Source organism: Micromonospora aurantiaca ATCC 27029 (genome assembly GCF_000145235.1).
Classification (GTDB): Bacteria; Actinomycetota; Actinomycetes; order Mycobacteriales; family Micromonosporaceae; genus Micromonospora; species Micromonospora aurantiaca.
The window spans coordinates 5,032,422-5,055,994 of record NC_014391.1 but is presented as its reverse complement, the minus strand read 5'-3'; the positions used below and the strand labels follow the sequence as shown (position 1 = coordinate 5,055,994).

27 protein-coding genes are annotated in these 23,573 nt (G+C 74.6%); 23 read left to right on the top strand and 4 right to left on the bottom strand.

Annotated elements, in window-relative coordinates:
- Positions 1–53 precede the first annotated feature (53 nt).
- The 9 genes from MICAU_RS22230 to MICAU_RS22190 all read left to right on the top strand — a co-directional run bounded on the left by MICAU_RS22230 (position 54) and on the right by MICAU_RS22190 (position 8,418).
- Positions 54–890, top strand: coding sequence for a chromosomal replication initiator protein DnaA (locus MICAU_RS22230; protein ID WP_013287594.1), 837 nt, complete (start codon positions 54–56; stop codon positions 888–890).
- Positions 891–892: 2 nt separating this feature from the next.
- Positions 893–1,198, top strand: coding sequence for a DUF167 domain-containing protein (locus tag MICAU_RS22225; RefSeq protein ID WP_013287593.1), 306 nt, complete (start codon positions 893–895; stop codon positions 1,196–1,198).
- 22 nt (positions 1,199–1,220) lie between these two features.
- Positions 1,221–2,726: a potassium/proton antiporter gene (locus tag MICAU_RS22220; RefSeq protein ID WP_013287592.1), complete on the top strand. Its 1,506-nt coding sequence runs from the start codon at positions 1,221–1,223 to the stop codon at positions 2,724–2,726.
- Positions 2,727–2,950: 224 nt separating this feature from the next.
- Positions 2,951–3,370, top strand: a complete 420-nt coding sequence (locus MICAU_RS22215) for a TraR/DksA family transcriptional regulator (protein ID WP_013287591.1) — start codon at positions 2,951–2,953, stop codon at positions 3,368–3,370.
- Between the two features lie 66 nt (positions 3,371–3,436).
- Positions 3,437–4,039 carry a signal peptidase II gene (gene lspA / locus MICAU_RS22210; RefSeq protein ID WP_013287590.1) on the top strand — a complete coding sequence of 201 codons (603 nt, stop codon included), beginning with the start codon at positions 3,437–3,439 and terminating at the stop codon, positions 4,037–4,039.
- Positions 4,036–4,980, top strand: a complete 945-nt coding sequence (locus MICAU_RS22205) for an RluA family pseudouridine synthase (protein WP_013287589.1) — start codon at positions 4,036–4,038, stop codon at positions 4,978–4,980. The genes lspA and MICAU_RS22205 overlap by 4 nt, the downstream gene beginning before the upstream one ends.
- A gap of 1 nt (position 4,981) precedes the next feature.
- The gene (locus tag MICAU_RS22200) at positions 4,982–5,827 is read left to right on the top strand and encodes a hypothetical protein (RefSeq protein ID WP_013287588.1); all 846 of its coding nucleotides are present in this window, start codon (positions 4,982–4,984) and stop codon (positions 5,825–5,827) included.
- A 140-nt stretch (positions 5,828–5,967) separates the two neighbouring features.
- A complete protein-coding gene (locus MICAU_RS22195; RefSeq protein WP_013287587.1) occupies positions 5,968–7,509 on the top strand; it encodes an ATPase in 1,542 nt (513 codons plus the stop codon).
- Positions 7,510–7,557: 48 nt separating this feature from the next.
- A complete protein-coding gene (locus MICAU_RS22190) occupies positions 7,558–8,418 on the top strand; it encodes a DUF2567 domain-containing protein (RefSeq protein ID WP_013287586.1) in 861 nt (286 codons plus the stop codon).
- Here MICAU_RS22190 and MICAU_RS22185 read toward each other — a convergent pair.
- Positions 8,384–9,088 (bottom strand): LON peptidase substrate-binding domain-containing protein, encoded by a 705-nt coding sequence (locus tag MICAU_RS22185; RefSeq protein WP_013287585.1) that lies wholly within the window; start codon positions 9,086–9,088, stop codon positions 8,384–8,386. The genes MICAU_RS22190 and MICAU_RS22185 overlap by 35 nt on opposite strands.
- Before the next feature lie 108 nt (positions 9,089–9,196).
- On the opposite strand from MICAU_RS22185, the gene hisD reads away from it, so the two are divergent.
- The 12 genes from hisD to hisF all read left to right on the top strand — a co-directional run bounded on the left by hisD (position 9,197) and on the right by hisF (position 17,437).
- A complete protein-coding gene (gene hisD / locus MICAU_RS22180) occupies positions 9,197–10,522 on the top strand; it encodes a histidinol dehydrogenase (RefSeq protein ID WP_013287584.1) in 1,326 nt (441 codons plus the stop codon).
- Complete coding sequence (locus tag MICAU_RS22175; protein WP_013287583.1) at positions 10,519–11,592, top strand: histidinol-phosphate transaminase; 1,074 nt, start codon at positions 10,519–10,521, stop codon at positions 11,590–11,592. The genes hisD and MICAU_RS22175 overlap by 4 nt, the downstream gene beginning before the upstream one ends.
- The gene (gene hisB / locus MICAU_RS22170; protein WP_013287582.1) at positions 11,589–12,200 is read left to right on the top strand and encodes an imidazoleglycerol-phosphate dehydratase HisB; all 612 of its coding nucleotides are present in this window, start codon (positions 11,589–11,591) and stop codon (positions 12,198–12,200) included. The genes MICAU_RS22175 and hisB overlap by 4 nt, the downstream gene beginning before the upstream one ends.
- A gap of 58 nt (positions 12,201–12,258) precedes the next feature.
- Positions 12,259–12,426, top strand: a complete 168-nt coding sequence (locus MICAU_RS32750) for a hypothetical protein (protein ID WP_013287581.1) — start codon at positions 12,259–12,261, stop codon at positions 12,424–12,426.
- Complete coding sequence (gene hisH, locus MICAU_RS22165; RefSeq protein ID WP_013287580.1) at positions 12,426–13,046, top strand: imidazole glycerol phosphate synthase subunit HisH; 621 nt, start codon at positions 12,426–12,428, stop codon at positions 13,044–13,046. The genes MICAU_RS32750 and hisH overlap by 1 nt, the downstream gene beginning before the upstream one ends.
- Positions 13,047–13,077: 31 nt before the next feature.
- Positions 13,078–13,398 (top strand): hypothetical protein, encoded by a 321-nt coding sequence (locus MICAU_RS22160; RefSeq protein ID WP_013287579.1) that lies wholly within the window; start codon positions 13,078–13,080, stop codon positions 13,396–13,398.
- A 19-nt stretch (positions 13,399–13,417) separates the two neighbouring features.
- Positions 13,418–14,146 carry a bifunctional 1-(5-phosphoribosyl)-5-((5-phosphoribosylamino)methylideneamino)imidazole-4-carboxamide isomerase/phosphoribosylanthranilate isomerase PriA gene (gene priA, locus MICAU_RS22155; protein WP_013287578.1) on the top strand — a complete coding sequence of 243 codons (729 nt, stop codon included), beginning with the start codon at positions 13,418–13,420 and terminating at the stop codon, positions 14,144–14,146.
- A complete protein-coding gene (locus MICAU_RS22150; RefSeq protein ID WP_013287577.1) occupies positions 14,143–14,568 on the top strand; it encodes a Rid family hydrolase in 426 nt (141 codons plus the stop codon). Before priA ends, MICAU_RS22150 begins: the two co-directional genes overlap by 4 nt.
- Positions 14,569–14,649: 81 nt before the next feature.
- Positions 14,650–15,096, top strand: coding sequence for a MarR family winged helix-turn-helix transcriptional regulator (locus MICAU_RS22145; protein ID WP_013287576.1), 447 nt, complete (start codon positions 14,650–14,652; stop codon positions 15,094–15,096).
- A gap of 1 nt (position 15,097) precedes the next feature.
- Positions 15,098–15,523 carry an organic hydroperoxide resistance protein gene (locus tag MICAU_RS22140; protein WP_013287575.1) on the top strand — a complete coding sequence of 142 codons (426 nt, stop codon included), beginning with the start codon at positions 15,098–15,100 and terminating at the stop codon, positions 15,521–15,523.
- 52 nt (positions 15,524–15,575) lie between these two features.
- Complete coding sequence (locus MICAU_RS22135; RefSeq protein ID WP_013287574.1) at positions 15,576–16,583, top strand: NADP-dependent oxidoreductase; 1,008 nt, start codon at positions 15,576–15,578, stop codon at positions 16,581–16,583.
- An 86-nt stretch (positions 16,584–16,669) separates the two neighbouring features.
- Positions 16,670–17,437 carry an imidazole glycerol phosphate synthase subunit HisF gene (gene hisF / locus MICAU_RS22130; RefSeq protein ID WP_013287573.1) on the top strand — a complete coding sequence of 256 codons (768 nt, stop codon included), beginning with the start codon at positions 16,670–16,672 and terminating at the stop codon, positions 17,435–17,437.
- A gap of 8 nt (positions 17,438–17,445) precedes the next feature.
- Here hisF and MICAU_RS22125 read toward each other — a convergent pair whose 3' ends face one another.
- Together MICAU_RS22125 and yczE are read right to left on the bottom strand one after the other, a co-directional pair.
- Entirely contained in the window at positions 17,446–17,907 is a 462-nt protein-coding gene (locus MICAU_RS22125; protein WP_013287572.1) for a hypothetical protein, read from the bottom strand.
- A 116-nt stretch (positions 17,908–18,023) separates the two neighbouring features.
- Complete coding sequence (yczE, locus tag MICAU_RS22120; protein ID WP_013287571.1) at positions 18,024–18,659, bottom strand: membrane protein YczE; 636 nt, start codon at positions 18,657–18,659, stop codon at positions 18,024–18,026.
- A gap of 59 nt (positions 18,660–18,718) precedes the next feature.
- Here yczE and yczR point away from each other — a divergent pair, with 59 nt between their 5' ends.
- Positions 18,719–20,170, top strand: coding sequence for a MocR-like transcription factor YczR (gene yczR / locus MICAU_RS22115; protein WP_013287570.1), 1,452 nt, complete (start codon positions 18,719–18,721; stop codon positions 20,168–20,170).
- A 111-nt stretch (positions 20,171–20,281) separates the two neighbouring features.
- Positions 20,282–21,553: a low temperature requirement protein A gene (locus tag MICAU_RS22110; RefSeq protein ID WP_013287569.1), complete on the top strand. Its 1,272-nt coding sequence runs from the start codon at positions 20,282–20,284 to the stop codon at positions 21,551–21,553.
- A 63-nt stretch (positions 21,554–21,616) separates the two neighbouring features.
- On the opposite strand, the gene MICAU_RS22105 is transcribed toward MICAU_RS22110, so the two are convergent.
- Positions 21,617–23,443 carry an AMP-dependent synthetase/ligase gene (locus tag MICAU_RS22105; protein WP_013287568.1) on the bottom strand — a complete coding sequence of 609 codons (1,827 nt, stop codon included), beginning with the start codon at positions 23,441–23,443 and terminating at the stop codon, positions 21,617–21,619.
- Positions 23,444–23,573: the final 130 nt, after the last annotated feature.

Here is a 23,573-nt window from a genome sequence, read left to right as displayed (position 1 = left end):
CCCGTGACGGCCACCGACCGCCCAGACCGACACGACGCGGCCGGGGGTGAGCCGTGGTAGCCGCCAGCATCCTGCTCATCCTCGTCGCGGTCGTGCTGCTGATCGCCGGCCTCGCCGGCGGATCCAGCCTCCTGCTCATCGTCTCGATCGCGGCCAGCCTGCTGTCCGCCGTCGCCTTCGTCGCGTTCGCCCGCCAGGCCGCCGCGGCGCGGGCCACGGCCGGCCGGGAGACCGGGCCGCGACTGCGGACCGCGCACACCGTCCCGTCCCCGGACGAGCCGGTGAGCCCGGTCCCGCACCACACGTCCACGTTCGGCGCCGGCGGATCCGGGTGGCGGCAACCGCCCGGGTCGCCGGTGACCGAGCCGGACGACGCCCCGCCGCCGGCCGCGTACTCACCGCCGGCCGAGCCGTTCGACGCCGGGCCGCACACGCCGGTGTCCGGCACCGAGCCCGCTGCCGGGCCGTACACGCCGGTGTCCGGCACCGAGCCCGCTGCCGGGCCGTACACGCCGGCGTTCGACGGCGAGCCCGCCGCCGGGCCGTACGCGGCGCCGGATCCGGTGGCCGCGGACGCGGCGCCCTACTCGCCGCCCGGCCCGCGCGTGCCGGAGACCGCACGGCCCACCTCGCCCGCACCGGGCGAGGCGTTCGACGGCGACCCGCCGGCCGAGTTCCTCTCCACCGGTGAGGTCGCCCGGCTGGTCCGGCTGCCCGACGAGGTCCTGGTGGTCGACGGCCATCCCCGCTTCCACCTGCCCGGCTGCCCGCACCTGGTGGGCCGGGAGGACGAACCGCTGCCGGTCGCCGAGGCGGTCGCGCTGGGCTTCACCCCGTGCGCGCACTGCGCCGCCGCCACCACCCTGCTCGCCGAGGCCCGGCCGCGCTGACCATGACGATCGCGGACACACTCACCGTCGCGGTGCGGGTGAAGCCCGGGGCGGCCCGCGCCCGGGTGGGCGGGCGGTTCGACGGGCCGTACGGTCCGGCGCTCGTCGTCGCGGTGCACGCGCCCGCGGTGGACGGCCGCGCCACCGAGGCGGCCCGGCGCGCGCTCGCCGACGCGCTCGGCATCCGGCCGGCGACCGTGTCGCTGCGGTCCGGCGCGGCCAGCCGGGACAAGCTGTTCCTGGTCGAGCGCCCGCACGACGGGCTGCCCGAGGTGCTGCGCCGGCTGCGCGACGGCAGCACGGCGTGAGGTCCGGTCCGGCCGGCCGGCGATGACCCCGGGGCTCGACGTCGCGCTGCTCGTGGGCGCTGCCGTGCTGCTGGTCGCGGTGGGCGCGGTGCGGTTCTCCACCCGGCTCGGCGTACCGAGCCTGCTGGTCTACCTGGCGCTGGGCGTGCTGCTCGGCGAGGCCGGCCTGGGCATCCGGTTCGACGACGTCGAACTGACCCGGGTGCTCGGCTTCTGCGCGCTCATCGTGATCATCGCGGAGGGCGGGCTGACCGCGCGGTGGAGCACGCTGCGGCCGGTGCTGGGCCTGGCCGCGGCGCTGTCCACGGTCGGCGTCGTGGTCAGCATCGTGGTCGTCGGCGTGGTGGTGCACCTGCTGCTCGGCCTGGACTGGCGGCTGTCGCTGCTCTACGGCGCGGTGCTCTCCTCCACCGACGCGGCGGCCGTGTTCGCCACGCTGCGCCGGTTGCGCCTGCCGCCCCGGCTGGTGGCCGCGCTGGAGGCCGAGTCCGGGGTGAACGACGCCCCGGTCGTGCTGCTGGTGCTGCTGCTGTCCCGCGCCGGGGTCGAGGCCGCCCACCCCTGGTGGTACGAGGTGCTGCTGCTCGGCTACGAGCTGAGCGCCGGCGCGGCGGTCGGTGTCGGCGCGGGCCTGGCCGGCCGGTACGCGCTGCGCCGGGCCGCGCTGCCGTCGGCCGGCCTGTACCCGATCGCGGTGGTCGGCTTCACCGTGCTGGCGTACGCGGCCGGCTCGGTGCTGCACGCCTCGGGCTTCCTCGCGGTGTACGTCGCGGGCGTGCTGCTCGGCAACTCGCGGCTGCCGCACCGCCAGGCCATCCTCGGTTTCGCCGACGGGCTGGCCTGGCTGGCCCAGATCGGCCTGTTCGTGCTGCTCGGCCTGCTGGTCTCGCCGAGCCGGCTGGACGCGGCGGTGCTGCCGGCCGTGATCACCGGGCTGGCCCTGCTGCTGCTCGCCCGGCCGCTGTCGGTGGCGGTCTCCGCGCTGCCGTTCCGGGTGAGCCTGCGCGAGCAGCTGTTCCTGTCCTGGGCCGGGCTGCGCGGCGCGGTGCCGGTCGTGCTGGCGACCATCCCGCTGTCGCTGCACGTGCCGGGCGCGGCCCGCCTGTTCGACGCCGTCTTCGTCCTGGTGGTGATCTTCACGTTGCTCCAGGCCGGGACGCTGGCGCCGGCGGCCCGCCGGCTGGGGGTGACCGCGCCGGCCGAGGCGAGCGAGATCCTGCTGGAGACCGCCCCGCTGGAACGGATGCGCGCCGACCTGCTCCAGATGGAGGTGCCGGCCGGGTCGCGGCTGGCCGGGGTGCACGTGGACGAGCTGCGGCTGCCGGTCGGCGCGGCGGTGACGCTCGTGCTGCGCGACGGTGCCGGTTTCGTGCCGGGCGCCGACACCCGGCTCAAGGTCGGGGACAGCCTGCTCATCGTCGCCACCGCGGGCGTACGGGACGAGACCGAGCGGCGGCTGCGGGCGGTGAGCCGCCGGGGCCGGCTGGCGAGGTGGTTCGGGGAGTACGGCGAGGAGCCGGCCCGCTGATCTGCTACCGTTCCTTTTGCCCCGATTGATGGCAGTCCGGGGCGGATACGTGGGACGACGGTGCGGCACGTTGTCGGACGCCTGTACGTTCCGTATTCTTGCCAACCTCCGGAGTGCACGGCGGGCCCGCTCGCCGTGCACCCTTCCGTACGCGGACGACGCCGACGACGGCGTCCCGCCCACGCACCGCTGACCGCCGCGCCACGCGGCTGAGGGAGCTGACGATGGCGAAGCCAGCCGACACCAGGACCGCCGGTCGCAAGCCGGTGGCGAAGGCCACCCGCAGCGCGGCGGAGACCGAGAAGATCCGGGCCGCCCTGGCGGCACGGCGGGACGAGCTCAACGCCGAGTACGATCAGACGCTGAGTGAGATCACCGAGCTGCAGCGCGACCGGCTGACCGACTCGGCCGGGGACGACCAGGCCGACACCGGCACCAAGACGTTCGAGCGGGAGCAGGAGATCTCTCTCGCCAACAGCATCAAGGAACGGATCACGCAGGTCGAGCGCGCGCTGGAGCGCCTCGACGAGGGTGGCTACGGCTGGTGCGAGCGGTGCGGCAACCCGATCCCGGTGGAGCGGCTCGCCGCGTTCCCGTCGGCCACCCTCTGCGTGACGTGCAAGCAGCTGGCGGAGCGGCGCTGATCACCGCTCCCCGGCGGCCGTACGGCAGACGGTGACCACGCCGTCGCAAGCGTCGATGGGGAGCAGATGACCGCAGCACCGCCCGCCGGGTCCGGCACCACCGAGACGGGCGCCGGCGCGCCCCGCCGTAAGGCCGTCGGCCTGCTGCTCGGCGTGTCCCTGTTCTCGCTGCTGGCGGACCTCGGCACGAAGCAGCTCGCGTTGGCCGAGCTGACCGGCCGGGAGCCGGTGTCGCTGCTCGGCGGCGCGGTCTACCTCAGCCTGACCCGCAACAGCGGCGCGGCCTGGAGCATCGGCTCCGACCACACCTGGATCTTCCCGATCATCACGTTCGTGGTGATCGGGTGGATCGCCTGGATGGCGCTGCGGCTGCGCTCGCTGCCGTGGGCGGTGTCGCTGGGCCTGGTGCTGGGCGGCGCGCTCGGCAACCTGATCGACCGGATCTTCCGCGCTCCAGGGCACTTCGTCGGCCACGTGGTCGACATGATCAGCCTCTTCGACCCGTACGGCCAGGTCTGGCCGGTGTTCAACCTGGCCGACAGCTCACTGGTGTGCGGCGTGGTGCTCGCGGTCTTCCTGGAGCTGACCGGCCGGCAGCGCGACGGCTCCCGGCTGCGCGACGAGAAGCGCGACGACGCCGCCCCGGCCGAGCAGCGGGAGAGCGCGTGACCTCCGCGTTCGCCGCCGGCGGCGACACCCGTTCCCTGCCCGTGCCGGACGGCCTCGACGGCATGCGCCTGGACCAGGCCGTGTCCCGCCTGCTCGGGCTCTCCCGTACCGCCGCCGCCGGCCTGATCGACGCGGGCGACGCGCTCGTCGACGGCGTGGCCCGGCCCAACTCGTACAAGGTCAAGGCGGGTTCGTGGCTGGAGGTCACGCTGCCCGCGCCGGCCGCGCCGCCCGCGGTGGTGCCGCAGGCCGTGCCCGGCCTGACAGTGGTGTACGCCGACGACGACATCGTGGTGGTCGACAAGCCGGTCGGGGTGGCGGCGCACCCGAGCCCGGGCTGGACCGGCCCCACAGTGATCGGCGGGCTGGCCGGCATCGGCCACCGGATCTCCACGAGCGGCGCCGCGGAGCGGCAGGGTGTGGTGCACCGGCTCGACGTGGGCACCACCGGCATCATGGCGGTGGCCAAGAGCGAGCGCGCGTACACCGCGCTGAAGCGGGCGTTCAAGTACCGCGAGGTGGAGAAGCGATACCACGCCGTGGTGCAGGGTCACCCGGATCCGCTGCGCGGCACCATCGACGCGCCGATCGACAGGCACCCGCACCACGACTACCGCTGGGCCGTGGTCTCCGGCGGCAAGCCGAGCATCACGCACTACGACACGCTCGAGGCGTTCCCCGCCGCCAGCCTGCTCGACGTGCGGCTGGAGACCGGGCGTACGCACCAGATCAGGGTGCACTTCTCCAGCATGCGGCACCCCTGCGTGGGCGACCTGACCTACGGCGCGGACCCGACGCTGTCGGCCCGGCTCGGTCTGTCCCGGCAGTGGCTGCACGCCCGCTCGCTGAGCTTCGCGCACCCGGGCACCGGCGACGAGGTGACGTTCGTCAGCGAGTACCCGGACGACCTGGCCCGGGCGCTGGAGATCCTGCGCGACTGACGTGAGTGACGACGCCGCGCGGCCCCGCCGGTCCCGGTCCGCCGCGCTGACCTGGCTCGCGCTGGCCTGCGCGCTGGTGGTGCTCGTGGTGGCGGTGGCACAGCGGCGGGACCGCCCGGTGAGCGACCGTACTGTGGGCGAGGTGACCCGGGTCGGTGTGACCGGCGGCGCGAGCATCCCGGCGTACCTGCGCGCCGCCGGGGACGAACTGGCCCGCCTCGACGCGCCCGACGGCTACGCGCTGGTCTCGTTCGACGGCTACCTGACCCCGGCGCGGGCGGCCGCCGCGCTGGACGGCACGCGGGTCTCGGCGGTGGTGGCACGGGTGCCGCTGCCCGGCCGGCAGACCGAGATCGTCCGGATCGCGGCGCTGACCCTGCCCCGGGACGTGGTGGCCGGGATGGCCGGCGTCGCGACGCGCAAGGACCGGGAGACCGCGGACTACCGGTCCCGCGCCGCCGCCACCGCCGATCCGGAACTGCGCCGGGTGTACGACAGCGGCGCCGAGGTCGCCGCCCGCGAGGCGGAGGCGTACCGGACCGGCTGCGCCTGCGTCTACGCCGCGGTCGTCAGTGCCCCGCCGGACGCCCTGCGCGGGCTGGCCGGTCGTCCGGGCGTGCGGGTGGTGGACCCGGCGCCGGAGGTGACACGTCTGGACCGGACCGTGTTCACCCCGCCGCTTCCCGAGCAGCGTGACGTGGTCCGGCCGCCGGCCGACACCGGGCCGGCCGAGGCAGGCGGAATGGGCGATTCGTCGGAAGCCGCACGGACGGTGAGCGGACCTTCACCCACCGCCCCCGGGTCCGTCACCGGCTCCGGGGCGCCCAATCCCGCTCCCACCTCCTGAGACATCGGGGCACACGGCGACCGGGCCGATCCCATGGTGCGGCGGGCCACCGGGCGATGTGCGGCGCGGGGAGTGGTCCGAATAGGGTTTCGTTCGTAGCCTGTCAGGCGGAGATCGATGGGCTGGGGGAGGGCGAATCCTTGGACGGCAGCGAGACCGGCTGGGGTCGGCAGGGCGAGCCGGCACCGCGGTGGCGGGCGCTGCTCGACCGGGCCCGGCTCGGCGGTCGCGGCGCGGAGCACGCCGACGCCGACCGGCACGTCGAGGAGCAACCGGCGCCGCCGCCCGACCCGCTGCCCCGCCGTGGCGCGGGCACCGGGTGGACCGGCCGCGCCACCGCCGTCGGCCGGGCCCCCGACGGGTCGTACGGCGCGGAGCCCGCTTACCGGGCCGAGGCCACGTTCCGGGTCGACCCGGCCTTCCGCGCCGATCCCCGGCACGACGGCGAGCCGGCCTACCAGGCCGAACCGGCCTACCGCAGCGACCCCGAGCCGTCCTGGCGCGCCGGGCAGCCCTATCCGCCCGACCCGTCCTGGCGCGCCGACCCGTCGTTCGCGCCCGACCCGCGCCCCGAGCAGCCGTTCACCGCCGAGCCGCGCCCGGAACCGTCCTGGCGGCCCGACCCGGCCCGTCCGGAGCCGCGCGGCCGGGCCGAGGCGCCGGCCGAGTCCCGGTACTCCCTTCTCGACGGCGGCTACCGGCCCGCGCCGCCCCCGCCCGAGTCCCGCTACGCGCTGCTCGACCGGGGCCGCTACCGGCCGGACACGCCGCCCGCCCCGGAGCCGGTGGTGCCCGCGCCCCGCCGCCCGCTGGAGGGCCGCTCCGGCCGGGTCGACGCGGCCCAGGTGCAGTGGCGCGCCCCGGAGCCGGACCCGGAACTGGAACGGGCCACCAGCGTGCTGCGCCGCGAGCTGGGCACCCCGCGGGTGCTCGCCTTCGCCAACCCCAAGGGCGGGGTGCACAAGACCACAGCCACCGTGCTCGCCGCCGCGACGGTGGGCAGCGTCCGCGGGCGCGGCGTGCTCGCCTGGGACGACAACGAGCTGCGCGGCACGCTCGGTCTGCGGGCCGGCAGCGCCCGGCACGCCCGCACCATCCGCCACCTGATCCACGACCTGGCGCAGATCGAGATCCTCGAAGGCAACACGCTGCTGTCGCACCTCGACGACTACCTGCGGCACGCCTCCGACGGCTCGTACGACGTGCTGGCCGGCGAGGAGAGCCCACGCTTCGCCCAGCGGCTCGACCAGTTCACCGTCAAGCGGGTGCTGGAGCTGCTGCGCCGCACCCACGAGGTGGTCTGCGTGGACACCGGCAACAACGTGGAGAGCCCGAACTGGCGCACCGTCATGCAGGCCGCCGACCAGCTCGTGGTGACCACTGTGCCGCGCGAGGACGCGGCGTTCAGCGCGGACTGGATGCTCGACCTGCTGCACGAGGTGGGCATGGGCGAGCTGGCCGACAACGCGGTCACGCTGATCTCCTGCCCCACGCCGGGGCGTACCTCGTTGCAGGACGACCTGGAACGGCACTTCGCCACCCGGACCCGGGCGGTCGCCGTGGTGCCCTACGACCCGGCGCTGGAGACCGGCTCCTCGATCGAGTACCACCAGCTCCAGGCCGAGACCCGCAACGCCTGGCTCAAGGCGGCAGCGGTGATGCTGGAACCGTTCGCGCGCTGAGCGCCGACCACCGCCCCGAGCCGTGCCCGGGCCTGAGAGGATCAACGGGTGAGTCCGGACACCCCTGAGCCCGAGCGGGCGCGCGAGCGCACCGACGGCACCGACGCGCGCACCGACGGCACCGACGCGCGTACCGGCGACGCGGCCCCGCTTCCCGGCGGCGCGTGGCCCGAGCGCGAGCAGCCGCCCGGCTGGCCCGGCGGCCTGCCGGTACCCGCCGGCACGCCGGTCACCGCGCCCGGCGCCGACCCGCTCGCCGGATACCCGGGCGTGGTGGCGGAGCTACCCGGCGCCGACGCCACCCGATCCGGCCGCCCGTTGCTCACCACGCTCGGCGTGGTCGCGCTGCTCACCGCGCTCGGCGCGCCGCTGGGCCTGCTGTGGGCATGGGCGGCGCCCGCCACCCCGGTCCGGCAGACCCCCGCCGGCACGGTCTACGCGACCACGCAGCCGGAGCAGCCGATCGCCGCGGACGGCTGGTTCAGCCTCCTGACGCTCGGCTTCGGCGTGCTCGCCGCGATCGCCCTGTGGGTGCTGCTGCGCCGCCGGCGCGGCCCGGCCGGCCTGCTCGCGGTGACGCTCGGCGGTCTCGGCGCGGCGGTGGTGGCCTGGCAGGTCGGCCGCCGGATCGGGCTGTCGACGTTCCAGCGGCTGGTGGAGACCGCGCCGCCGGGCACCGCCTTCACCAAGCCCGTCGACCTGCGCGCCGGGGGCGTCGACTGGTACGGCCCGCTGCCGGTGCCGCACGGGAACCTGCTGCTCGCCGCGTTCGGCGCCGCCGTCACGTACACGCTGCTGGCGGGCTGGTCGCGGTGGCCGTCGCTGCGGCCGGAGCCGGAGCCCGACGCGGCCTGGCCGCCGCCCCCGCCCGGGTTCAGTTCGGCGCCGGGGGACCAGCCAGCTCGCTGAGCGGCACCGGCACCGCGCGCACCTGCCGCAGCAACGCCGTCTCCCGGTTGAGCAGGCGCAGCTCGGCGCGCAGCCGCCCGGCGGTGTCGTCGACGGCGAGCAGCCGCTGCCGGTCGGCGACGGTCAGCGCGGCGGTCGCGGCGACCAGGTGCGACAGGACCGTCGGATCCTCCGGCAGCTGCTCGGTGATCTCCTGCTGGTCCGGCCGGATCAGGCCGAGGTATTGCCGGAACACCGAGATCACCCGGGCCGCCAGCAGGTCGGAGACCTCGTCCGGGCCGTCCGGCTCCGGCAGCCACTCCACCTCGGCGGTCAGGTACGGCTCGGCGGAGGCGTCCACCTCGGCGACCCGGAACCGCCGCCGCCCGACGGTGACGATGTCGAAGCCGCCGTCGGCCAGCTCGGTGACCTGCCGCAGCTCGGCGGTGCAGCCCACCTCGTGCAGCGTGACGTCGCCGCCGGGCGGCCCGGAACGCCCCGGCGGCCCGGCCGGCGCGACCTCCCAGCCGGCCTGGATCGCCACCACGCCGAACTCGCGCGGCGCGCCCTCGGGCAGGCCCACGAGGTGGCGCACCAGCGCCTTGTAGCGCTCCTCGAAGATGTGCAGCGGAAGGACCAGCCCGGGGAAGAGGACGGTCCCGAGCGGGAACACCGGCAGCCGTGCGCTCACGTGATCGAGCGTATCGCCAACCCGCCCGCCCGCGCGTGTCCCGGCTCACCGTCCCGGCGTGCGGGCGGCCCCGGCCGGTGACACCGGCGGCGGCCTAGACTCGCAGGCGTGCTGAATCGGATCGACCTGCGCGGCGGGGCCCGTGACCCGCGCCGCCTGCTGCCCCGTGCCCAGCTCGACGTCTCCGTGGCGGTCGAGCGGATCCGCCCGCTCGTGGAGGCGGTCCGGGACCATGGGTACCCGGCGATCCGGGAGGCGAGCGAACGGTTCGACGGCGTCTCGCCGGAGCGGCTGCGGGTGCCGGTCGAGACGATCCGCGCCGCCGAGGACGAGCTGGACCCGCAGGTACGCGCCGCGCTGCTGGAGTCGATCACCCGGGCCCGCAAGGTCCACGCCGACCAGCGCCGCACCGACCACACCACGACTGTGGTGCCCGGCGGCACTGTGACCGAGCGGTGGGTGCCGGTCGACCGGGTCGGTCTCTACGTGCCCGGCGGCCTGGCCATGTACCCGTCGACGGTGGTGATGAACGTGGTCCCGGCCCAGGCGGCCGGGGTGCGCTCCCTGGTGGTGGTGAGCCCGCCGCAGAAGGACAACGACGGGCTGCCCGACCGGCGGGTCCTCGCGGCGTGCGCGCTGCTCGGCGTGGACGAGGTGTACGCGGTCGGCGGCGCCCAGGCGGTCGCCATGCTCGCGTACGGCGCGGGCGTCGACCCGGCCGGGGACGAGCGCTGCGAGCCGGTCGACATGATCACCGGTCCGGGCAACATCTGGGTCACCGCCGCGAAGCGGCTGCTGCGCGGCGTGGTCGGCATCGACGCCGAGGCCGGCCCGACCGAGATCGCGATCCTGGCCGACGACACCGCCGACCCGGCGCACGTCGCGGCCGACCTGATCAGCCAGGCCGAGCACGACCCGCTGGCCGCGAGCGTGCTGGTCACCCCGTCCACGGCGCTGGCCGACGCGGTCGACGCGGAGCTGGCCCGGCAGGCGCCGGCGGCCAAGCACGCCGAGCGGATCGGCACCGCGCTGCGCGGCGAGCAGAGCGGCGTGGTCCTGGTCGACGACCTGGAGGCAGGGCTGCGGGTGGTCGACGCGTACGCGGCCGAGCACCTGGAGATCCAGACCGAGAACGCCCGCGAGTGGGCGCTGCGGGTCCGCAACGCCGGGGCGGTGTTCGTCGGCGCCTGGTCGCCGGTGTCGCTCGGCGACTACTGCGCGGGCTCCAACCACGTGCTGCCCACCGGCGGCTGCGCCCGGCACTCCTCCGGGCTGTCCGTGCAGTCGTTCCTGCGCGGCGTGCACCTGGTCGAATACACCCAGGACGCGCTGCGCGACGTGGCGCCGCACGTGGTCACGCTGGCGACCGTGGAGGACCTGCCCGCGCACGGCCAGGCGGTCAGCGTCCGGTTCCCCGGGGGCGGGGCGTCGTGACCACGCTCGACGACCTGCCGATCCGCGACGACCTGCGCGGACGGACGCCGTACGGGGCACCGCAGCTCGACGTGCCGGTGCGGCTGAACACCAACGAGAACTCCTACCCGGTGCCCGAGCCGGTGGTGGAGGCGATCGGCAAGGCGGTCGCCGCCGAGCTGCGCGACCTCAACCGCTACCCGGACCGGGACGCGGTGGCGCTGCGCGCCGACCTGGCCGCCTACCTCGGCCACGGGCTCACCGCCGACCACGTGTGGGCGGCGAACGGCTCCAACGAGATCCAGCAGCAGCTGCTCCAGGCGTTCGGCGGTCCGGGGCGCACCGCGCTCGGGTTCACCCCGGCGTACTCGATGCACCCGCTGCTGACGCTCGGCACCGGCACCCGGTGGGTGCCCGCCCGGCGCGGCGAGGACTTCGGGCTCACCGCCGGCGAGGCGGTGGCCCAGGTCCGCGAGCACCGGCCGGACGTGGTGTTCCTCTGCTCGCCGAACAATCCGACCGGCACCGCGCTCGACCCGGCGGTGGTCGCCGCCGTGCTGGACGAGGCACCGGGCATGGTGATCGTGGACGAGGCGTACGCCGAGTTCGCCCGTCCCGGCACGGTGAGCGCGCTCGCCGTGCTGCCCGGGCACCCGCGGCTGGTGGTGACCCGCACCATGAGCAAGGCGTTCGGGTTCGCCGGCGGCCGGCTCGGCTACCTGGCGGCCGACCCGGCGGTGGTGGACGCGGTGCAGCTGGTCCGGCTGCCGTACCACCTGTCCGCACTCACCCAGGCCGCCGCCCGCGCGGCGCTGGCGCACCGGGATGCTCTGCTCGGCACCGTGGCCGCGATCAAGGAGCAGCGGGACCGGATCGTCGCCGAGCTGCGCGCCCGGGGCCACCGGGTGGCCGACAGCGACGCCAACTTCGTGCTGTTCGCCGTCGAGGGGGACCAGGCGGTGGCCTGGCGTACCCTGCTCGATGCCGGCGTGCTGGTGCGCGACGTCGGCCTGCCCGGCTGGCTGCGCGTCACCGCCGGAACCCCGACCGAGACCGACGCCTTCCTCACCGCGATGGAGACAGTTTCATGAGCCGGATCGCCCGGATCGAGCGGGTCACAAACGAGACGAAGGTGCTCGTCGAGATCGACCTCGACGGCACCGGCAAGGCCGACATCGAGACCGGCGTCGGCTTCTACGACCACATGCTCAACCAGATCGCCCGGCACGGCGGCTTCGACCTGACCGTGCACACCGTCGGCGACCTGGAGATCGACGCGCACCACACGATGGAGGACACGGCGCTCGCGCTGGGCGCGGCGTTCGACCGGGCGCTGGGTGACAAGGCCGGCATCCGGCGGTACGGCTCGGCCACCGTCCCGATGGACGAGGTGCTGGTCCGGGCCGCGGTGGACCTGTCCGGCCGCCCGTACGTGGTGCACGACGAGCCGGCGCTGGCCCCGTACATCGGGCCGGTCTACCCGACGAGCATGACCCGGCACATCTGGGAGTCGTTCGGCCAGTCGGCCCGGATCACGCTGCACGTGGACGTGCTGCGCGCGGCTCGTCCCGGCGGCCACCCGGACGCGCACCACGTGGTCGAGGCGCAGTTCAAGGCCGTCTCCCGCGCGCTGCGCGAGGCCACCGCGATCGATCCGCGTAACGCGGGTGTGGTGCCGTCGACGAAGGGCGCTCTCTGATGAGCGCGAGGAACGCAGCGCAGCGGAGTCCCGCAGTCGCGAATGGAAGGTGGCTCTGATGAAGGTGCTGCCCACGCTTCTGTTGATCCTGGCCGGCCTGCTGGTCGGCGGGACGTGGTCGCTGCTCAAGCAGGGCGCCCCCCGCGCCGCCGTGGTGATCACCGGCCTGCTGGCCGTGCTGGCCACCGTCGCCGGGGTGCTCTGGCTGCTGCCGGGGGAGAGCTGATGGCACGGGTGGTGGTGCTCGACTACGGCTCGGGCAACCTGCGCTCGGCCGAGCGCGCGGTGGCGCGCGCCGGCGCCGAGGTGACTGTCACCGACGACCTCGACGCCGCCGCGTCGGCCGACGGCCTGGTGGTGCCGGGCGTGGGCGCGTTCGCCGCGTGCATGGCCGGGATCGAGGCGCTGGGCGCCGGGCCGGTCATCGCCGACCGGGTCGCCGCCGGGCGGCCGGTGCTGGGCATCTGCGTCGGCATGCAGATCCTCTTCGGGCACGGCGAGGAGCACGGCGTGGTCACCAAGGGGCTCGGGCTGCTGCCCGGCGGCGTGACCCGGCTGCCCGCGCGGCGGCTGCCGCACATGGGCTGGAACACCGTGCGGCCGCCGGCCGGCTCGACGCTGTTCGCCGGACTGCCGGAGGGCACCCGGTTCTACTTCGTCCACTCCTACGGGGTGACCGACCCGGCGGCGCTGGCCGAGGCGGGGGCCACTGTGACCACCGCGCACCACGGCGCGGACTTCGTCGCGGCGGTGGAGCGGGGGCCGCTCTCGGCCGCGCAGTTCCACCCGGAGAAGTCCGCCGACGCCGGTGCCGCGCTGCTGCGCAACTGGCTCGGCACGCTGTGACCGGCCCGCTGGCGGGCACGCGGGCGTCCGCGTGAGCAAGGAGCGGGCCCGCCGCCGCGCGGAGCGCGAGGCCGAGCAGGAGCGGGCGCGCGCCGTCCGCGCCCGCCGGGTGGCACGCCGGGAGCGGCGTCGTTCTCTGGTACGCCGGCTGACGCCGTCGCTGCGGCGCGGCCGTACCGGCCGGCTGCGTCGGCACACCCGCCGCGAGCGGGCGACGATCCTGGTGCTCACCGCGGTGGCGGTGGCCGCCATCTGGAGTCTGGTGGACGACCTCGCGCTGCGGCTGGTGCTGGTCGTGTTGTTGTTGCTGGTCCTGCCCGCGATCGTGGTGATCGCGCTGGACCGTCGTTGAGGATCCGAGGAGAGAAGCGTTGAGCCTCACCCTGTTGCCCGCCGTGGACGTCGCCGACGGCCAGGCCGTCCGGCTCGTGCAGGGCGCCGCCGGTAGCGAGACCGCGTACGGCGATCCGCTGGACGCGGCGCTGGCCTGGCAGTCCGACGGCGCGGAGTGGATCCACCTGGTCGACCTGGATGCGGCGTTCGGGCGGGGCTCCAACGCCGCGCTGCTCGCCGAGGTGGTCGGCAAGCTGGACGTGAAGGTGGAGCTGTCCGGCGGCATCCGTGACGACGAGTCGCTGCGGGCGGCGCTCGGCACCGGGGCGGCCCGGGTCAACATCGGCACCGCCGCGCTGGAGGATCCGCAGTGGTGCGACCGGATCTGCGGCGAGTACGGCGACCGGGTGGCGATCGGGCTGGACGTGCGCGGCCGTACCCTGTCGGCGCGCGGCTGGACCCGCGACGGCGGTGACCTCTACGAGGTGCTGGCCCGGCTGGACGCCGCGGGCGCGGCGCGGTACGTGGTCACCGACATCACCAAGGACGGCACCATGCGCGGGCCGAACCTGGACCTGCTGCGCGAGGTGTGCGCCCGCACCGACGCCCCGGTGATCGCCTCCGGTGGTGTGTCCACGCTGGACGACCTGCGGGCGCTGGCCACGCTGGAGCCCGTGGGGGTGGAGGGCGTGATCGCCGGTAAGGCGCTCTACGCGGGCGCGTTCACCGTTGCCGAGGCGCTGGCGGCGCTGCGGGCCGGCGCGTGACGGCCGAGCCGGCCGAGAGGCCGGTGGACGCCGGGGTGGTGACCCGGCTCGGCTCGGGCGGCCCGTGGGAGGCGCTCTACGGCTACTCGCGGGTGGTCCGGGCCGGCACACTGGCGATCACGGCCGGCTGCACGTCCACGGTCGACGGCCGGGTCGCGCACGCCGGCGACGCGGCGGCGCAGACCGCGCAGGCGATCCGGATCGGCCTGGACGCGCTGGCCGAGGTCGGCGCCGGGCCGGGGGACGTGGTGCGGACCCGGATGTACGTGACGGACCGGATCTACGCCGACGAGGTGGGCCGGGCGCACAACGCGGTGTTCGGCCCGGTGCGCCCGGTCGCCACGATGGTGGTGGTGGCCGGGCTGATCGACCCGGATCTCCTGGTCGAGGTCGAGCTGGAGGCGTACCTGCCGGAGCGCTGAGCGGTGCCGGGTGACCGGCGCCGCACCGCTCCACGCCCCGATGAGTTGTGCACAACTTGATTGCACGCTACGGTTCAGGGCGTGACCGATGATCTGGTACTGCGCCGGCAGGTGTGCTTCGCGCTCTACGCGGCGTCGCGCGCCCTGACCGACGTCTACCGGCCCATCCTCGACGAGCACGGGCTGACCTACCCGCAGTACCTGGTGCTGCTGGTGCTCTGGGAGCACGACGACGACGCCCCCACGGTCTCCGAGCTCGGCGCTGCGCTCCGGCTCGACTCCGGCACGCTCTCCCCGCTGCTCAAGCGGCTGGAGGCGGCCGGTCTGGTGGTGCGTACCCGCTCGGCGGCGGATGAGCGCCGGGTCGAGGTGGGCCTCACCGACCGGGGCCGGGCGCTGCGGGAGCGGATGGGTGACGTGCCGCGGCAGGTGGCATCCGCCACCGGGCTCACCGAGGCCGAGCTGGTCTTCCTCCACGGCATCCTCACCCGGGTCACCGAGACGATCCACCGACAGAAGGAGCAGTGACATGCAGGTGCTCTACACCGCCTCCGCCCGCGCCACCGGCGACGGCCGCGACGGTCACGTCCGGACCTCCGACGGCACGGTCGAGCTGGACCTCGCCGTACCGAAGGAGATGGGTGGCGCCGGCGGCGCGGCCAACCCGGAGCAGCTCTTCGCGGCCGGCTACGCGGCCTGCTTCCACTCCGCGCTGCGCGTGGTGGCCCGTCAGGCCAAGGCGGACGTCTCCGGCTCCGTCGTCGAGGCCGAGGTGGGCATCGGCCCGAACGGCAGCGGCGGTTACGGCCTGGCCGTGACGCTCGTGGTGGACCTGCCCGCTGTCGAGCGCGCGGCTGCCGAGCAGCTCGTCGACGCGGCCCACCAGGTCTGCCCCTACTCCAACGCGACCCGTGGGAACGTCGAGGTGACCCGCACGGTCCGCGAGGCCCTGTGAGCACGAGGAGTGCAGCGCAGCGGAGCCCCGCAGTGCGAACCGAGGAGGCCCGATGAGTGAGGCGCGCGTCAACAGGGAGATCCATCTGGCGTCCCGGCCGGACGGCTGGCCGACGCCGGAGAACTTCCGGCTGGTCACCACCGAGGTGCCGACGCCGGGCCCGGGACAGGTAGTGGTCCGCAACCGGTTCATGTCCGTCGACCCGTACATGCGCGGGCGGATGAACGACGTCAAGTCGTACGTGCCGCCGTTCGCGCTCGACGCCCCGCTGGACGGCGGCGCCATCGGTGAGGTGGTGGCCGGCGAGGCCGGTGGCGTCAAGCCCGGCGACACGGTGCTGCACGGGTTCGGCTGGCGCGAGTACGCGCTGGTGGACGCCAAGGGCGTGCGCAAGGTCGACCCCGGCCTGGCGCCGGTCACCGCGTACCTGGGCGTGCTCGGCATGACCGGGCTGACCGCGTACGCCGGGCTGCTCGACGTGGCGGCGATGAAGCCGGGGGAGACCGTGTTCGTCTCCGGCGCGGCCGGCGCGGTCGGCAGCATGGTGGGCCAGATCGCGAAGCTGCGCGGCGCCGGCCGGGTGATCGGCAGCGCCGGTTCCGCGGCGAAGGTGGAACGACTCACCGCGCTCGGCTTCGACGCCGCCTTCGACTACCACGACGGCCCGGTGTACAAGCAGCTCAAGGCAGCCGCCCCGGACGGCGTCGACGTGTACTTCGACAACGTCGGCGGCGATCACCTGGAGGCCGCGATCGGGGCGATGAACCTGCACGGCCGGGCCGCCATCTGCGGCATGATCGCGCAGTACAACGCCACCGAGCCGCCCGCCGCGCCGCGCAACCTGGCGCTGGTGATCGGCAAGCGGCTGACGCTGCGCGGCTTCCTCGTCGGTGACCACGGTCACCTGCGGGAGCAGTTCGTGCAGGAGGTGGCGGGCTGGCTGCGGGAGGGCCGGCTGTCGTACGACGAGACGATCGTCGACGGCATCGAGCAGGCCCCCGAGGCGTTCCTCGGCCTGCTGCGCGGCGAGAACCTCGGCAAGATGCTGGTCCGTCTCTGACCGGTGCGAACGCACTCCACCGCGGGCGGTGGTGACCGGCCTCACCGGCGGGTCACCACCGCCCGCGCGTTCGTTAGGCTCGGGGCATGACGGTGGCGGTACGGGTCATCCCGTGTCTGGACGTGGACGCCGGGCGCGTGGTCAAGGGGGTCAACTTCCTCGACCTGCGTGACGCCGGCGACCCGGTGGAGCTGGCGGCGGCGTACGACCGGGCCGGCGCGGACGAGCTGACCTTCCTCGACGTCACCGCCTCGTCCAGCGACCGGGGCACCATGCTCGACGTGGTGCGGCGCACCGCCGAGTCGGTCTTCATCCCGCTGACAGTGGGCGGCGGTGTCCGCCGGGTCGCCGACGTCGACACGTTGCTGCGCGCCGGTGCGGACAAGGTCGGCGTGAACACCGCGGCCATCGCCCGGCCGGAGCTGATCGCCGAGATCGCCGACCGGTTCGGCCGGCAGGTCCTGGTGCTCTCGCTGGACGTGCGCCGCGCACCGGACGGCACGACGCCGAGCGGTTTCGAGGTGACCACGCACGGCGGCCGGCGGGGCACCGGGCTGGACGCGGTCGAGTGGGCGGCGCGCGGCGCCGAGCTGGGCGCGGGCGAGATCCTGCTCAACTCGATGGACGCCGACGGCACCAAGGCCGGATTCGACCTGCCGCTGATCCAGGCGGTCCGCGAGGTGGTCGACGTGCCGGTGATCGCCAGCGGCGGCGCGGGCGAGGTGGCCCACTTCCCGCCGGCCGTCGGCGCCGGGGCGGACGCGGTGCTCGCGGCGAGCGTCTTCCACTTCGGCGAACTCACAGTCGGCGAGGTCAAGGACGCGCTGCGCGGCGCGGGCCACCCGGTGCGCTGAGGCGGCGGTCACTGCCGGCCGGAGTGCCCCTCGGGGGAGCGGCGCGGCATCGGGATCGACCGGACCACGTACTCCTGCACGGCGGCGGCGTGGTCGTCCTCGTCGAGGTGCCACTCGGACTCGGCGGGCGGGTGCCGCCGGGTCAGCACGCCCTGCACCGTGTCCACTGTGGTGCCGAGACCGGCGCTGGGCCGGGTGCGCCAGAGCCGCTCACCGTCCGGGGTGACCCGGAACCAGCCGTCGGCCACGCTGACCAGGCCCGCGCCGACGAGCCGCCGGACTGCGCCCTCCACCTCGTGCCGCTCCGGGATGGCCTGGTTGAGGTGGTCGGCTGTGGAGAGGACGTCGGCCAGCCGTACGCCTTCGGGGCGGCGTGTCGCGGCGGCCCGCCGGTGCCGGCCGGCGCCACTGGCGATGACAAGCGCGACGAAGATCCAGGCGTCGCTCCAACGCCATCCGTTCTCCCCCATGCAGGAATGATGCCCGGCCGCGACGGCGGAGGAAACACCTGGTTTCCCGGTTGTGCGTCGTCGCAGCTCAGCGCGTTGCGGTCGGTACCGGGCCGTGGCGGTCGGCCCGGCTGCGGTCACGTAGCGTACGCACCGGCCGCCGGCCGTGCGGGCAGCGCGAAGACCGGGATGAAGAACTGGGCCAGCGGGCCGATGGTGAGCGCGTACGCCACCGTGCCGAGGCCGACGGTGCCGCCGAGCAGCCAGCCGAGCGCCAGCACGGTGATCTCGATGACGGTGCGGACCAGCCGGACCGAGAAGCGGGGGTGGCGGGCGACGAAGCCGGTCATCAGCCCGTCGCGCGGGCCGGGGCCGAGCCCGGCGCCGATGTAGAGGCCGGTGGCGGCGCCGTTGGCGACGATCCCGGCGACGAGCAGCGCGACGCGTGCCGGCATGCCCTCTCCGGGCGGCAGCACGGTCAGGGTGGCGTCGACGACCAGTCCGATCACCACGACGTTGCTGACCGTGCCGAGGCCGGGCCGCTGCCGCAGCGGGATCCAGAGCAGCAGCACGAGGGCTCCGACGGCGATGGTGACGGTGCCGAAGGACAGGCCGGTCTGCCGGGCGAGCCCCTGGTGGAACACGTCCCACGGGTCCAGCCCCAGCTCCGACCGGATCATCAGCGCCATGCTCACGCCGTAGAGGACCAGCCCGGCGTAGAGCTGGGTGAGCCGTCGCACCGGTCGGTGCCGGAGATTGCCAAGCTGTGCCATGCATGCCACCCTAGGGGCCAATCGCGGCTCTCAAGGGTGCCAATTTCGGAGGTGTGGCCATGACCAGCCAGGTGCGCGGCGTCCAATTGGCGCGACTCCTCGGCCAGTGGCATGCCCTGCCGGGCCGCCGGCGCAGCCCCGACTACGCCGCGCTCGCCGGCGCCGTCCGCGGGTTGCTCGCCGACGGGCGGCTGCCTCTCGGGGTACGCCTGCCGGCCGAGCGGGAGCTGGCCGAGGCGCTGCGGATCAGCCGGACCACTGTCACCGCCGCGTACCGGGAACTGCGGGAGAGCGGCCACCTGGCCAGCCGCCGGGGCGCGGGGAGCTGGACCATGCTGCCCGGCGGGCACCGGGTGGCCAGCACCGGCCTGTGGACGCCGCTCGACGACCGCGACATGATCGACCTCGGCGTGGCCGCGCTGTCCGCGCCACCGCAGCTCGTCCCCGCCGCCCGGGCCGCGGCCGAGGACCTGCCCCGCTACCTCGGCGGCGCCGGCTACCACCCGACCGGCATCATCGAGCTGCGCGAGGCGGTGGCCCGCGCCTACACCGAACGCGGTCTGCCCACCAGCCCGGAGCAGATCATGGTCACCAGCGGCACCCAGCACGCGCTGGACCTGGTGCTGCGGCTGGCCCCGTCGCCCGGCGGCGCCGTGCTCGTCGAGTCGCCCACCTACCCCAACGCGCTGGCCGCGCTGTCCGCCCGGCGGGCCCGGATCGCCACGCACGGCCTGTCCGACGAGGGCTGGGACGCCGAACTTCTGCTCGGCAGCCTCCGGCAGACCCGGCCGAAGCTCGCGTACGTGATCCCCGAGTTCCAGAACCCGACCGGCCACCTCATGGCCGCCGACCTGCGCGAGCGGCTGGTCGGCACGGCCCACGCGGCCGGCACCGACCTGGTGGTCGACGAGTCCTTCGTCGACCTGCCGCTGGACGACACCACGCTGCCGCCGCCGGTGGCCGTCTTCGACAGGCACTCCCGGGTGATCAGCATCGGCGGCATGAGCAAGCCCTACTGGGGCGGGCTGCGGATCGGCTGGGTACGCGCCTCCGCGCCCCAGGTGCAGCGGCTGGCCGCGGCCCGGGTCGGGGTGGACATGGCCAGCCCGGTGCTCGACCAGCTCGTCGCCGTGCACCTGCTCACCGAGGCGCCGGCCATCGTGGCGGCCCGCCGGGCCCAGCTCGTCGCCCAGCGGGACGCCCTGGTCGCGGCGCTCGCCGACCGGCTGCCCGACTGGCGCGTACGCGTGCCGAGCGGCGGTGTCACGCTCTGGGCCGAGCTGGACGGCCCGATCTCCAGCGCGCTGGCCCGCGCGGCCGAGGAGGTCGGCGTACGGCTGGCGCCCGGACCCCGGTTCGGCCTGGACGGGACGCTGGAACGTTTCCTGCGGCTGCCCTTCACGCTGCCCGCCGACGAGCTGGTGGAGGCGGTCGGGCGCCTCGCGGCGGTCCGCTACGACCTGGACCGCACCAGCCGCCCGCAGTGGCGGGAGCCGAGCGTCATCGCCTGAGCGCCTGGTGCCCGTTCCGGTGGTGAATGCGCCGAACGACGGCTGCGGGACGGACGGTGCCCGCACACTGCCCCAGTGGGGAACGGGAGGGGAGTCCGGCGGTCGTGGACCGTGCGGTCCGCCGCCCCGGGATCCCGCACCACCCGGCTGGAACTCTTCTACGACCTGGTCTTCGTCTTCGCGTTCCTGAACGTCACCACGCTCACCGCCTCGGAACTCACGCCGGCCAACCTCTACCGCTTCCTGCTGGTGCTGGCGCTGCTCTGGTGGTCGTGGACCGGCTTCGCCCGGATGGGCAACTTCTTCCGCGCCGACCAGGGCATGCTGCCGCTGGTCGGCTTCGTCACGGTGGCGGCGACGTTCCTGCTGGTGCTCAGCGAGCCCAGCGCGTTCGAGGACCTCCCCGGCGGGCTGCCCGGCCCGCTGGTCTTCGCCGGCTGCTACTTCGTGATCCGGATGGCCCAGCTCACCGTCTTCGGCTGGGTGGACCGCGCCGACCCGGTCCGGCGCCGCCGGCTTCTGCTGCGCGCCGCGTTCCCGGCCGCCGCCACGGTGCTGCTGGTCATCGCCGGAACCGTGCCGACGCGGCTGCCGCAGGAGCGGTTCGCGATCCCGCTGCAACTGGCGCTCTGGACGCTGGCGCTGCTCGTCGAGTACGTCGGCGGGGTGACGCTCGCCCGTCAGTGGTGGGTGGTGGTCTCGGCCGGGCACTGGGCCGAACGGCACGCGCTGATCGTGCTGGTCGCGCTCGGTGAGTCGATCATCGCCCTCGGCTTCGGCCCGAAGCACGGGCTGCCGCTGACCGGGCCGGTGGCGGTGTCGGCGCTGCTCGGCATCGTGGTCGTCGCGGCGCTGTGGTGGGCGTACTTCGACACGCTCGCGTTCGCGCTGGAACAGGCGCTGCACCACGCCCGGGACGAGGCCACCCGGCTCCGGTTGGCCAGGGACGTCTACACGTTCATGCACCTGCCGATGGTCGCCGGGATCATCCTCTACGCGCTCGGCCTCAAGGATCTGCTGGCCGAGGCCGCCGACCCGGCCACGCCCACCTGGGGGCTGCCGCTGGGCGACTTCTGGGGCGCGATCCTGTTCGGCGGGGTGGCGTTGCACCTGCTCAGCCTCGCCGGGTGCTGGTGGCTCGCGCTGCGCGAGGTGCACCGGCCGCTGCTGCTCACGGTGGTGGCGCTGGCCGTGGTCGGCCCGTTCGTCTTCCGTATCCCGGAGCTGATCGCGCTCGGTGTGCTCGCGGTGATCACCGGCGCCGGTGTCACCTGGGAGACGCGCCGCGAGGACGGCCTCCGGCGCCGGGTACGCCGGCTCGCGCTGGAGGAGCAGATCGCCGCCGAGGCCGAACAGAGCCGGTGGCGGCGGGGGCACCTGTGAACGGCGTGCGGCCGTGCCCCGGGACGGTGGGGCACGGCCGGCGCGACCGTGTGGCGGTACGGGCTACAGCTCGGCGAGCGTGCCCTCGTACATCTTGTCGATCTCGGAGGCGAAGTTCGTCTCCACGCTGCGGCGCTTGATCTTCAGCGACGGCGTGACCTCACCGTCCTCGATGGTCAGGTCGCGGGGGAGGATCGTCACCTTCTTGATCGTCTCCCAGCGGTTGAGCTTGGCGTTCAGCTCGGCCACGTACCCCTCGACCATCTCCCGCGCCTGCGGCGAGGTGACGATCGTGGTGTAGTCGCTGCCCTCCAGCGGGGTGCCGGCGGCCCAGCCCTTGATCGCGTCCGGGTCCAGCGTGACGAGCATGGTGCAGTAGTTGCGCGCCTGCCCGATCACCACGGCCTGTGAGGTGTACGGGCACACCGCCTTGAACATGCCCTCGATGTGCGACGGCGCGACGTACTTGCCGCCGGACGTCTTGACCAGGTCCTTCTTCCGGTCGGTGATGCGCAGGTAGCCGTCGGCGTCGAGCGTGCCGATGTCACCGGTGCGGAAGAAGCCGTCCTCGGTGAACGCGGCGGCGGTCTCCTCGGGCAGGTTGTGGTAGCCGCGCATGACCGGCTTGCCGCGCAGCAGGACCTCGCCGTCGGTGTCGATCCGGCACTCCAGGTCGCCCATGGCCCGGCCCACGCTGCCGATCTTCAGCCCGTCGGGCGGGTTCACGAACGCGCCCGCGCTGGTCTCGGTCAGGCCGTAGCCCTCGGAGATGGGCAGGTTGGCGGCGGCGAAGAAGGTGGCGATCTCCTTGCTCAGCGGCGCCGCGCCGGAGACCAGCACCCGCATCCGGCCGCCGAGCCGGGCCTGGAGCTTGCTGAACACGAGCTTCTCGGCCAGCGCGTACTTCATCCGCAGCCCGGCCGGGACCGGCTTGCCGGCCTGCTCCAGCGCGACCTTCTCCTTGCCGACCCCGACGCCCCAGGCGAAGATCTTGGCCTTGGCGCCACCCGCGCCCTGCGCGGTGGTGACCGCCTTGTTGTAGACCTTCTCGAAGACCCGGGGCGCGCCGCACATGAGCGTCGGCTGCACCACGCCCAGCAGGTCGACGAGCTTGTCCACCCGGCCGTCGACGTACGTGGGCAGGCCGACGTGCGTGGCGCCGCAGAGCAGCGTCTTGCCGAACGAGTGCGACAGCGGCAGCCACAGGTACTGCAGGTCGTCGACGCGCAGCAGGCCCAGCTCGGCCTGCGCCACGCCCTCCCAGCACCAGCCGCCGTGCAGCAACTCCACGCCCTTCGGGCGGCCGGTGGTGCCCGAGGTGTAGATCAGCGTGGCCAGGTGGTCCGGGCCGATGCCGGCGACCAGCATGTCGATCAGGTCCGGTTCGGCGCTCAGCGCGGCGGCGCCGCGCTCCTCCAGCTCGGCCAGGGTGAGCTGCGGGACGGCCGCCGCCGGGTCGGGCGTGCCGTCGAAGAGCACGACGTGGGTCAGCGCGGGCAGGTCCGCCCCGGCGATCTTCGCCGCCTGGGCCGGGTTCTCCGCGAACAGCACCTTCGAGCCGGAGTCGGCGATGATGTAGACCGCGTCGTCGGGTTCGGTGGTGGGGTAGACGGTGGTGGTCGCCCCACCGGCGCACATGATGCCGAAGTCGGCGAGCACCCAGTCCAGGCGCGTGTTGGCCAGGATCGCGACCGGGTTCTCCAGGCCGACACCGAGCCCGTGCAACCCGGCGGCGATCGCCTTGGCGCGCTGCCCGACCTGCTCCCACGTCAGCCAGACCGGGCCCGAGTCGTCGGGTGCGGGGTGGGCGAAGGCGTGCCGGTCGGGGGAGTCCGCCACGCGCTTGAGGAACATGTCCGGTACGGAACGGTACGGTACATCGAGAGCCATCGCTGTAGCCGCCTTCAGGGGTGGAGGGACGTGACGGGGGTCACGCCGGTCTGCGGTTACCGAAGGGTATTGCCTGCACCCGGCCAGCGGCTAGCCCCGATCGGTCGAGTCGCCACCGGTCCCGCCTGCT

Coding starts and splice junctions, on each gene's coding strand:
- MICAU_RS22225 (WP_013287593.1), top strand. CDS start 893: ATGACGATCGCGGACACACTCACCGTCGCGGTGCGGGTGAAGCCCGGG.
- MICAU_RS22220 (WP_013287592.1), top strand. CDS start 1,221: ATGACCCCGGGGCTCGACGTCGCGCTGCTCGTGGGCGCTGCCGTGCTG.
- MICAU_RS22215 (WP_013287591.1), top strand. CDS start 2,951: ATGGCGAAGCCAGCCGACACCAGGACCGCCGGTCGCAAGCCGGTGGCG.
- lspA (WP_013287590.1), top strand. CDS start 3,437: ATGACCGCAGCACCGCCCGCCGGGTCCGGCACCACCGAGACGGGCGCC.
- hisB (WP_013287582.1), top strand. CDS start 11,589: ATGAGCCGGATCGCCCGGATCGAGCGGGTCACAAACGAGACGAAGGTG.
- MICAU_RS32750 (WP_013287581.1), top strand. CDS start 12,259: ATGAAGGTGCTGCCCACGCTTCTGTTGATCCTGGCCGGCCTGCTGGTC.
- hisH (WP_013287580.1), top strand. CDS start 12,426: ATGGCACGGGTGGTGGTGCTCGACTACGGCTCGGGCAACCTGCGCTCG.
- MICAU_RS22140 (WP_013287575.1), top strand. CDS start 15,098: ATGCAGGTGCTCTACACCGCCTCCGCCCGCGCCACCGGCGACGGCCGC.
- MICAU_RS22135 (WP_013287574.1), top strand. CDS start 15,576: ATGAGTGAGGCGCGCGTCAACAGGGAGATCCATCTGGCGTCCCGGCCG.
- hisF (WP_013287573.1), top strand. CDS start 16,670: ATGACGGTGGCGGTACGGGTCATCCCGTGTCTGGACGTGGACGCCGGG.
- MICAU_RS22125 (WP_013287572.1), bottom strand. CDS start 17,907: ATGGGGGAGAACGGATGGCGTTGGAGCGACGCCTGGATCTTCGTCGCG.
- yczE (WP_013287571.1), bottom strand. CDS start 18,659: ATGGCACAGCTTGGCAATCTCCGGCACCGACCGGTGCGACGGCTCACC.
- yczR (WP_013287570.1), top strand. CDS start 18,719: ATGACCAGCCAGGTGCGCGGCGTCCAATTGGCGCGACTCCTCGGCCAG.
- MICAU_RS22105 (WP_013287568.1), bottom strand. CDS start 23,443: ATGGCTCTCGATGTACCGTACCGTTCCGTACCGGACATGTTCCTCAAG.